The organism is Primorskyibacter marinus (assembly GCF_003313245.1).
GTDB classification, from domain to species: domain Bacteria; phylum Pseudomonadota; class Alphaproteobacteria; order Rhodobacterales; family Rhodobacteraceae; genus Primorskyibacter; species Primorskyibacter marinus.
The window spans coordinates 1-9,385 of sequence record NZ_QJSD01000041.1 but is presented as its reverse complement, the minus strand read 5'-3'; the positions used below and the strand labels follow the sequence as shown (position 1 = coordinate 9,385).

9 protein-coding genes, 2 pseudogenes and 1 other annotated feature are annotated in these 9,385 nt (G+C 57.0%); of the genes and pseudogenes, 3 read left to right on the top strand and 8 right to left on the bottom strand.

The genetic code is table 11. The annotated features are described in order from the left end of the window. From DMZ65_RS19085 to DMZ65_RS19065, 6 genes and pseudogenes are all read right to left on the bottom strand, one after another. Positions 1 to 609 (bottom strand): IS3 family transposase (locus tag DMZ65_RS19085; RefSeq protein WP_116598583.1); only part of this gene is annotated, 609 nt, incomplete at its 3' end. Then, positions 535 to 651 (bottom strand) — a sequence feature (AL1L pseudoknot). Its footprint overlaps the gene before it by 75 nt. Continuing rightward, positions 606 to 938, bottom strand: a complete 333-nt coding sequence (locus tag DMZ65_RS19080) for a transposase (RefSeq protein WP_157960591.1) — start codon at positions 936 to 938, stop codon at positions 606 to 608. It overlaps the preceding feature by 46 nt. The genes DMZ65_RS19080 and DMZ65_RS19085, both read right to left, overlap by 4 nt. A 455-nt stretch (positions 939 to 1,393) precedes the next feature. Continuing rightward, positions 1,394 to 3,280 carry a bifunctional sugar phosphate isomerase/epimerase/4-hydroxyphenylpyruvate dioxygenase family protein gene (locus DMZ65_RS19075; protein WP_116600292.1) on the bottom strand — a complete coding sequence of 629 codons (1,887 nt, stop codon included), beginning with the start codon at positions 3,278 to 3,280 and terminating at the stop codon, positions 1,394 to 1,396. After that, positions 3,277 to 3,741: a shikimate dehydrogenase family protein gene (locus DMZ65_RS20115; RefSeq protein WP_332871587.1), complete on the bottom strand. Its 465-nt coding sequence runs from the start codon at positions 3,739 to 3,741 to the stop codon at positions 3,277 to 3,279. The genes DMZ65_RS19075 and DMZ65_RS20115 overlap by 4 nt, the downstream gene beginning before the upstream one ends. Before the next feature lie 114 nt (positions 3,742 to 3,855). Beyond that, positions 3,856 to 4,116 (bottom strand): annotated as a pseudogene (locus DMZ65_RS20110) (shikimate dehydrogenase); the annotation flags it as partial. Positions 4,117 to 4,243: 127 nt separating this feature from the next. After that, positions 4,244 to 5,161, bottom strand: coding sequence for a LysR family transcriptional regulator (locus tag DMZ65_RS19065; protein ID WP_116600290.1), 918 nt, complete (start codon positions 5,159 to 5,161; stop codon positions 4,244 to 4,246). A 198-nt stretch (positions 5,162 to 5,359) separates the two neighbouring features. Between DMZ65_RS19065 and DMZ65_RS19060 the strand changes: the two genes are divergently transcribed. The 3 genes from DMZ65_RS19060 to DMZ65_RS19050 all read left to right on the top strand — a co-directional run bounded on the left by DMZ65_RS19060 (position 5,360) and on the right by DMZ65_RS19050 (position 8,415). Further along, entirely contained in the window at positions 5,360 to 6,355 is a 996-nt protein-coding gene (locus tag DMZ65_RS19060; protein WP_116600289.1) for a tripartite tricarboxylate transporter substrate binding protein, read from the top strand. Positions 6,356 to 6,421: 66 nt separating this feature from the next. Further along, the gene (locus DMZ65_RS19055) at positions 6,422 to 6,907 is read left to right on the top strand and encodes a tripartite tricarboxylate transporter TctB family protein (RefSeq protein WP_116600288.1); all 486 of its coding nucleotides are present in this window, start codon (positions 6,422 to 6,424) and stop codon (positions 6,905 to 6,907) included. Next, complete coding sequence (locus tag DMZ65_RS19050) at positions 6,907 to 8,415, top strand: tripartite tricarboxylate transporter permease (RefSeq protein ID WP_116600287.1); 1,509 nt, start codon at positions 6,907 to 6,909, stop codon at positions 8,413 to 8,415. The genes DMZ65_RS19055 and DMZ65_RS19050 overlap by 1 nt, the downstream gene beginning before the upstream one ends. Before the next feature lie 159 nt (positions 8,416 to 8,574). Here DMZ65_RS19050 and DMZ65_RS20105 read toward each other — a convergent pair. Both DMZ65_RS20105 and DMZ65_RS19040 read right to left on the bottom strand, forming a co-directional pair. Beyond that, positions 8,575 to 9,051 (bottom strand): annotated as a pseudogene (locus DMZ65_RS20105) (TrbL/VirB6 family protein); the annotation flags it as partial. A 22-nt stretch (positions 9,052 to 9,073) separates the two neighbouring features. Next, a partial coding sequence (locus DMZ65_RS19040; RefSeq protein ID WP_157960669.1) for an integrase core domain-containing protein occupies positions 9,074 to 9,385 on the bottom strand: 312 nt, incomplete at its 5' end.

The window sequence follows — 9,385 nt, the reverse complement described above, 5'->3', positions numbered from 1 at the left end:
TTGGCTGCCGCGATCGCTGTGATGGATCAGCTTGTCAGCCTCGGAGGGTGGGCGCTGACAGATGGCCTGGTTCAGGGCATCCAAGACGAAACCAGTCGTCATCGAGGTCGAGGCACGCCAGCCAACGATCTTGCGGGCGAAAACGCCGATGGTGAAGGTCACGCAGACCATGCCCTGCCAGCTTGAGACATAGGTGAAATCGCTGACCCAGAGTTGGTTCGGCATGTCTGCCACGAAAGCGCGGTTCACCTTGTCGTCCGGGCAAGGCTGTGCCGCATCGGGATTGGTGGTGACGACCTTCTTGCTGCGCACAACACCTTGCAATCCCATGGTTCGCATCAGCCGTTCCACCGTGCAGCGGGCGATGTCGTGATCGCCTCGGCGCAACTGGTGCCAAACCTTGCGCGCGCCATATCGTCCCCGGCTGCCATCGAGGGCCTCCTTGATGGCGACCATGTCCAGCCGGTCCTGCCTGGTGCGAGCCGATGCCGGATCGGGATCACGCTCCACGGCCTTGAAGGCGTAGAAAGTCGATGGTGCGATCCCCAGAAACCGGCAGATCGGCCTGACACCATGGACATAACGGTGATCATCGATGAACGCGATCATTTGCGGAACGGACGGCCGAGTTCCGCCGCTGCGAAATATGCGCTGGCCTTCTTCAGGATCTCGTTGGCTTGGCGAAGTTCACGAACCTCGCGCTCCAACTCCTTGATCCGGTCTTTCTCCGCGCTCGTCAGACCGCTACGCTGACCGGCATCGCGTTCAGCCCGCTGACACCAGACGCGCAGGCTGTCAGGAGAGCAACCAAGCTTCGACGCAATCGCCTTGTAGGCTACCGTGTCACTGGCGTAGTCGGCGCAGTTCTCTCGAAAAAGCCGAACACCGCGTTCGCGAAGCTCGGCCGGATAGGCCGGGGTGAAGCTCTGCTTTGTCATAGGGCTCATCCTTTGAGTGTTTTACTCTCCGGTAAACCCGGGGCGGTTCAGAGCATTATCACGGTGTTTGCTACAGGGGGCCAGCGGGCAGTTAATATACGCTAGGTCGGTGTGCCTGCCTCAATCTGCGCAATGACGGTATCCGTGAAATGCTGCACGAACCAATGGTTCAATCAGCGATCGCCACGCTGTTCTACCGACATGATCAGCGTATTTCAAAATTGTGAAGAACCCAAGCAATGTGCTGCGCCTGAAGGACTTCCACTATCCTCGCGTACGCTGTTTGGGCTTAAGGGCAAGCTCACCTTAGTGATCCATCCATGCACTAAGTTGGCAATGCCGGTGGCGGGCATGGCTTGTCTGTAAGGCATGGCGGAGAGTGTGCATTCGCTGTGCCGTTCTCGAACGTCCGGTTTAAGGGGGTTCGGCTTGAGGCCGCGTCGAATCCAAGCGGTCTACGCCTTTGGAATGCCTTTGCCACGGGAAAGCCGTTTCTGTGCGGCTATTCGGAACGGCGCGTTGGGGCCGCCAAAGCCATGATACCCCGACCTCCGCTCGACAAGCTCAAAGAACATGCCGCCGGCAAAAGGTTTTGAGTAAAGCTGGAAGAACGCACCGGACTCGTCTTCGTCATAGAGAATGTTGAAGCGCTTCATCTCCGCCAGTTGTTCGGCGGATAAATCGAACCTCGACGCAACATCTGCGAAATAGTTTTCAGGCAGCGGAAGTTGGGCGAACCCCTGCTCATTCAGGGCACGCGCCGCCGCGAAGATATCATTACAAGCGAACGCGATGTGTTGAACGGGTGCGCCAAAGCTATCGGCAAGGAACGACCCGGCGAAGGTCCGGTGGGATTCGGTGCCGTTCAAAGTTATCCGCAATGTGTCCTCGCCCGACGTGAGGGCTTGGCTACGGACCAATCCGTCCGGATCCGTCACATCCACCATCGCGTCCTTTCTCATATCAAACAGGGTCTTATAGAACAGCGACCAACTGAGCATTTCACCATATGACATGGTTTGCGCGATGTGATCGATTTTGGTCAGTCCAACACCTCCGCCATCTGTCGCCTGCACTTCGAATTCAGCCGACCAGACGTCTGACAATGCTTGCGATCCGTCGAGGAAATGGAGGACGCTGCCGCTGAGGCCCCGGATCGCGGGGATGTCGATTTGTCCGTGGCTGAAGGACTGTGAGAACAGCTCTGCCCCGAGCCCTTTGGCGCGATCGACAGTGGCACTGGCCGAGGGAACCGTCAGGCCGATATCGTAAATGCCCGTGCCACGGGCATTGTACATAGAGGCGGCCAATCCGGTCTGTTCTTCGTTGATGAGGATACGGATGTCGCCCTGTTGCCATAGCGATAGAGCCTTTGATACATGCCGGCCCGTTTGCGAGAAGCTGAGGGTTTTCAAAAGGCGGCGCAAGGCTTCGGCTTCACCCCCTCGAGAGGTGAATTCAACAAAAGCAACACCTTGGGGTTCTATACGTTCGGGCAGAGCTGCGTGGTCGGCAAGGCACTCTGGCTCTTGTCGTTTCACGTCGTCCATCAAGCTGGCCAAGGCGCGATAGCCGTCCTTCGCTACACCGCGCGCGCTGCCGGACCTGAACTGGTCGTTGAAAATTTCCAGACTGAGAGGCCCCGCATATCCAGCAGCCAGGACCGCACGTGTGAAGGCGGTGACGTCCAGATCGCCCTCACCGGGCATGTTGCGGAAATGGCGTGACCAATACAGCAAATCCATCTCGATCGCGGGCGCATCCGCCAGTTGAACGAAGAAGATTTTGTCGCCGGGAATGCTGCGGATGGTTTCGGGGTCCAGTTTGCGGCCAAGCGTATGAAAGCTATCAAGGATAATTCCGATATCCGGGTGATTTGCGCGGCGCACAATTTCCCATGCGTCCCGGTGATCGTTGACATGTTTGCCCCATGCCAGCGCTTCATAACCGACGCGAATACCGCGTGCGGCGGCTCGCGCACCGAGGTCATGGAAATCTTCCGCCGCGCGATCAACTCCACCGAGGGATTGTGGATGCACCGAGGAGCAAAACAAAACCAAATCCGTGCCCATTTCTTGCATCAGATCGAACTTACGTTCCGCCCGATCAAAGGCTTTGGTGCGCAGCCTTCCCGGCAGGCCTTCAAAATCGCGAAACGGCTGGAAAAGGGTAATTTCCAACCCGTGGTCGCGGATCATTCGCCCGACATCGCGCGGGCTTCCTGCGTCAGCAATGAAATCTTGCTCGAAAATCTCAACGCCGTCAAAGCCCGCAGCGGCAATAGCCTCAAGCTTTTCGCGTAAATTGCCCGGGACGGAGACGGTCGCGATGGAGGTTTTCATGAGGTTTCCTCGTTTCTTAAGAGTTTCTTGCGCAACACATCTGCGTCACACGGACAGTCCGAAAAGATTTGCCACGCGTGCAGCCCTTGGAAGAAAAACAGCTCCCAGCCAGAGATGATTGCGAGGCCGCTGGCTTTCGCATCCATCAAAAAGGCCGTGTCGACGGGGGTATAGACCGCGTCAAACGCCCATTCAGCGCCATACATATTCTGATCTGGCAGCGGCGTTCCCGGGTGGCCGACCATGCCGACGGGGGTGCAGTTAATTAGACCTGAAACGGCCCTCGCGGCTGCCGGGACATCGGTGCAGATCGTCACACTCACGTCCGGCGCTGCTGTTTTCAACGCAGCCATAAGGCCCTTTGTCTTGTCGATGTCGCGGTCCACCAAACGCAGGTCTTTTGTGCCCAAGCTTGCCAACGCAAAAGCAATCGCGCGCCCCACACCGCCTGCACCGATCATAAGAACGGCTCCGGTTTCGGACCGTCCCCGCCTGTGCCGATAGGCGGCCACAAAACCAGAATAATCCGTATTGTATCCTACAGGCTCACCCGCGTCGAAAACTACAGTATTCACGGCACCAATCGCGCGCACGCTTGGGTCGCGAACCATGACACGGCGTGCTGCGTCTTCCTTGTAAGGGTGGGTCACATTGACCCCGCGGTAGCCCTGAGCGACACAGTTTTCCAAGACCTGTTCGAACGAAGACCCGATCTGTCGGGGTGCTAACCGGTCGTAGGTCACCGCAATGTCGTGAAGCTTTCCGGCCTGCTTATGCAGCTCGGGCGAGCCGGATTGAGCGATATTGTCACCAATCAATCCAAAACGAAGTGTCATGCCAGCAGCCCTATAACGCGGTTTTCAACAACGGACCGATCACTATTCGCAACGATCTACCGTGCTGTAATCGTCCAGAGACACGCTTAACGTCAAATGCCCATTTGTCAGCGTTCGGAACGTAATGTTAATCTTCTATTTGCCAGTGAACATGCGCTTCCGATAGTTCCTTGCGAAACCGCTTGATCGCAAATCCCGCGAAATTCGAGATCACCCGCCCTCTTTTTGCGACTGCATAAATCTCGATTGGTGTGCTCTCGGCCAGACGACGCCGCACGACGCCCGGCATGTAAACCTCGGCAACCGAGAATTCGTCAATCAGCCCCACGCCCAACCCGTGGCGCACAAGGCTCACAACCGTTTGTGCGAAACGGCCGCGCATGGTGTGGTGGGGAACGATGCCCGCATTTGCAAACGGTTGTGCAAGGATCGCACCATACGGGTCCGATGGGTCGATGCCCACCAAAGGCTCTTGCATCAGGTCATCAATCGTCACTTCCGACTTTGCGGCAAGCCTATGTCCTTCGGGCAGGATCGCCAGAATTTCGCCGCTGGCAATCTTGGTGTTTTCAATAGCGGGATTGTCGAGGGGCGAACTCATGATCACGAACTCACCACGTTCCAGCAACAGGTAGTCCAAAGTTTCCTCGATCTTCAGGATATCCAACTCAATGAACAGATTGGGGTATTTCGTACGGATCGACCGCACTGCCCGTGCGGCGATAAACTGCGCAACAGAGGGGGCCGATGCGAACGACAAGCGGACATCCTCCCCCTTTTTTAGCGATCCGAGGGCCGTCTGAAGGTTTTCAACACCTTTATAGACCTCTCTGATCTGGTCGAAGACCGGACCGGCCTCGATGGCAGGTATAAAACGACCCGCTTGGCGCTCGAACAGGCGGATGCCTAAGGATTCTTCTGTATGCTTGATCAATCTGCTGACTCCCGGGGCAGAGACGCCTAAGTGTTCCGCCGCACCAATGATCGTGCCACGCAGCATAACCGCGCGGATCATCTCAACCTGCCGAAGTGTTATTTCATGCATGCGTCTTCCCCGCCCCCCGTCGCATTAACATCGAGTTATCATTTAGTCAAAAACGGCAATTGAAGTTCAAAATGCTGTAAGTTAGCGTCCAACCCGTTGGATGCGCTGAACATTAACTTCTGTTCTGGACTTCGCATGGAAACGCCGATCATTTGGCCGGACAAGAGATTGCGGCGAGGGCCGCATAGGGAGGAAGATATGAAAACGACTTTCGTTAGCGCGGTTGCTGCGCTTGTTTTGGCAGGAACATCTGCTGTGGCGCAAGACTTTCCAGAGCGCGAATTGCTTGGGGTGGTGATGTGGGGCGCAGGTGGCGCGACAGACACTGTCGCACGCGCTGTGAACCCTGCCGCCGAAGAGGCATTGGGCCAATCCATCGTCGTCTTGAACAAAGCAGGCGGCGCAGGGGCGATTGCGACAGCTTATGTCAACACGGCCGCAGCCGACGGGTATACGTTCCTTTATGGTGCGGAAAACCCCCAGCTGCATCCCATCATGGGCGTGGCTGATCTGGATTATTCCGACTTCACGCCGATCAACATCCTTGGACGCGGCGTTGCCGTCATCGTGGTTCCAGAGGACTCCAAATATGCTGACATGTCTTCATTGATGGACGATATCGAAGCCAACCCGGGCAATGTTATCATGGGGTCTACAGGCCCGGGTGGTCTGCCCAGCACAATTGCTGCGTTGCTCGCCAATTCCGCGCCTTTTGAAGTCACCGCAATCCCGTTTGACGGAGAAGGCCCCGGTCTGACGGCGATGCTTGGTGGCGAAGTTGACTTCATGCCTGCGGGTATTTCTGCGGCTGCCGAGCAGGTAAAGGCGGGCAACATGCGTGTGCTTGCTGTTGTGAATGCCGAACCGGTGGACACGCTTCCCGACGCGCCGGCAATCACAGATGCAGTGCCCGGCATGGCAGACTTTCTGCCTTGGGGTCCATTCTACGGCGTCTTCGTTAAGAACGGCACACCTGATGACGTGGTGGAAACAATGACGGCGGCGTTTGACACAGCCGCCCAAAGCGAAACCTTCACCACGTTGATGGCCAACCGCGGCAACATCGTGATGAATATGTCCGGTCAAGACGCCGTGGATTTCCTTGCCAAATGGCAGCAAGTCACGGCATGGGCTCTGCAAGACACAGGTGTTGCGAACGTGAACCCCGCAGACCTTGGCATCGCACGTCCATAAGCGATCCTATAAACTCTGAGCGTCGACCCTGCACTCGGGCCGACGCCACTTTGCACCGGAGCCCCCATGACATCTGAAACGCCTCACCGCAGGCCCGGCGAACTTGTCTTCGCGCTGCTTCTCGTCGTCTTTTCGGTCGCCGCGTTCTGGCAGGCCTACGGCATCTCCGGTTTTTCCAGCAAAATAGCCCCCGGCGTCTTTCCGATGATCGCATCTGGTGTGATGGTGATTTCGGGCCTCAAAGTCCTGATCTCGACAGCCCGATTGCCCAAACAAGACGCAGGGGCACCCGGCTTCTTGTCAGAAATTTTGACCGGGCGGCACCTCGTCGTGATCGGGTTGGTCTTTGGATACGTCCTGTCGATGCCCTTTGTCGGATTTGTTGCAAGCTCCGCCCTGTTCCTCTTCTGCGCCTTCCAGTTCTTATGGCGTAAGAACCCGCTTCTCACGCTCGCGCTTACCGCGACCACACTAACACTCATCTACCTTGTCTTCAGGGAAGTGTTCCAAGTTGTCCTGCCGCAAGGCACCCTGATCCGAGGATTGTTCTAATGCTTGAGGCACTCGGCTTTTTCGCGACTGCTTGGACCGATCCATGGCTAATATTTCTGGTCGCCACGGGCACCCTGACAGGCATCTACATCGGCGCAATTCCGGGCTTGTCAGTGACAATGGCGACGTCGATCCTCATTTCCTTCACCTTCAAATGGGATGTGAACGAGGCTTTGGCCCTAATCTCAGGCGTCTTCTTTGGCGGGGTCTATGGCGGGTCCCGCACGGCCATTTTGCTGAACATTCCCGGCGCACCTTCGGCGATTGCCACGGCACTTGAAGGGTATCCGCTGGCCAAACGCGGCGAAGCCGGAGAGGCGATTGGCCTCACCACTGTTATGTCGGTCTTTGGTGGATTTGTCGGCATCATCGCGCTTGCCCTTTTTGCACCGGTGATTTCTGAATTCGCACTGATGTTTCAGTCGCGCGACTATCTATTGCTTGGCGTGATCGGCATCCTTTTGGTTGGCACATTGTCGGGCGAAAGCTTTGCCAAAGGCGCGTTTGCGGGGGCCTTGGGTGTGCTGATCGGTATGGTCGGCCTTGATCCGATGACTGCCGAAGGGCGATTCACCTTTGGCTCGATCCACCTGCTTGGCGGCATTTCCTATGTCGCGGCGATGATCGGCCTGTTTGGTGTGGCCGAGGCGCTGGTGCAGCTGAAAACGCTGAACACACCGGCTATCAAGCAAAAGATCGACCGGATCATTCCGAAGTTCTCGGATGTAAAAAAGTATTTCTGGCTGGCGATTCGCGCCTCCGGCATCGGCACGATCATTGGGGCCCTCCCGGGCACAGGCGGCGATATCGCAGCATTGCTGGCTTATGATGATGCAAAACGGTCCACAAAGAACCCCGAACGCCCGTTTGGCACGGGAAATCGCGAAGGGCTCGTGGCACCGGAAGCGGCCAATAACGCCGCTGTTGGCGGTGCGCATATCCCGATGCTGACACTGGGCATTCCAGGTGACGCGGTCACGGCTGTGATCATCGGTGCCCTGTTCATTCACGGGCTGAAACCCGGACCCTTGTTGCTGGTGGAAACACCGCACCTGTTCTGGTTTATCGTCGGCACATTAACCTTAGCCAATATTTTCCTGCTGATCTTTGGCCTGACGGGCATACGCCTGTTTACCAAGATCGTGGAATGCCCCAAGGCGGTCCTGATCCCGTTGATTATCGTTCTTAGTTCGGTCGGCACCTATGCGATCCAGAACAATCCGGTCGACGTCTATTGGATGCTGCTATTCGGGGTCGTCGGATACTTCATGAAGACCTATGGCCTCGAAGTCGGGCCTGTCATTCTGGGGGTCATTCTGGGGCCAATGATGGACAGCAACTACCGCCGTACCATGCTGCGGGCGCGGAGTGATTTCGGAGATTTCATCTGGGGTTTCATCTCTAACCCGATCTCTTTGATCCTAACAGTGGCACTGCTGTTCATGCTCCTCAGCCAGACAAAACTCTGGTCGTATCTGCGCAGTAGGATCTCCGCTGGTCGAACGTAGGTAATTGGAGCCATTCTCGCACCAGGTCGGCCTGACGAACCGGCTGGTGGTTTGAGCAGCAATCGTTTTGCCAAAATAGAATATACTTTAAGGATATCGGTCAAATCGCACTTAAAGCCGTCATTCACTGTGCATGATGTCGATGTCCGCTGTGGGCCGTCACCGCCGCCCAAGCCCTCCCAGTCTCGCAAGCTGCGCCAGCATTTTTGATCCCGAGTCTGCGGATCCTGTGCCGCCTGCGGAATCCGTCTGCCCCATGCCTTGCCTTACTGGCATCTGCTGCACGCCAAAGAACTGCCGCGCCCTGAGGGCTGCATATTCCGCACCGCTCGCACCTCCGATCAGGTAGCGGTTGTAGGCTTGCTGGCTTCCCATGGCGGCGCGAGCGAAGCTCTAGCCGCCGCCGATACCGCCGGAGAGCGCGGGCATCATGGCGTTGCCCGAGATCGCGCGGACGATAAAGGGTGTTGCGATGACAAAGCCCTTGGCCATGAAGACCATCATGATGAAGGGGTGAAGGGCACCAATGCTGAAAGCCCCTTCCGGATCGCCCAACTCGCCGATGAGAGCCGAGGCCACCCCGGTGATGGTCGCGAAGACCCCTGCGATCACGAGCGGATAGATCGCGAAGGTGACCTGCCCCCCGCTGGTCCCTCGCTCATGACGAGAGTCTGCGGGTTTGATTTTGGTAGTCGTCGGTTTCGGGCTTGGCAAGCGCGGCGGGCACGGAGCCCTCAAATTGCTCAAGCGCCTGCCGCGCTTGCTTTGGCGTTCTGTTTCCCAGCGAAGAGTGCGGCCTGAAATTGTTGTAATCGTAGCTCCACAGCGCCAGTTTGCGGCGGGCATCGTCCAGGGTATCGAACAGCTCTTCATTGAGAAGCCCGTCCCGCAGGCTGCCGTTGAATGACTCGATGAAGGCATTCTGCTGCGGTTTTCCTGGGTCGATGTAATGCCAATCCACGCCGTTCCT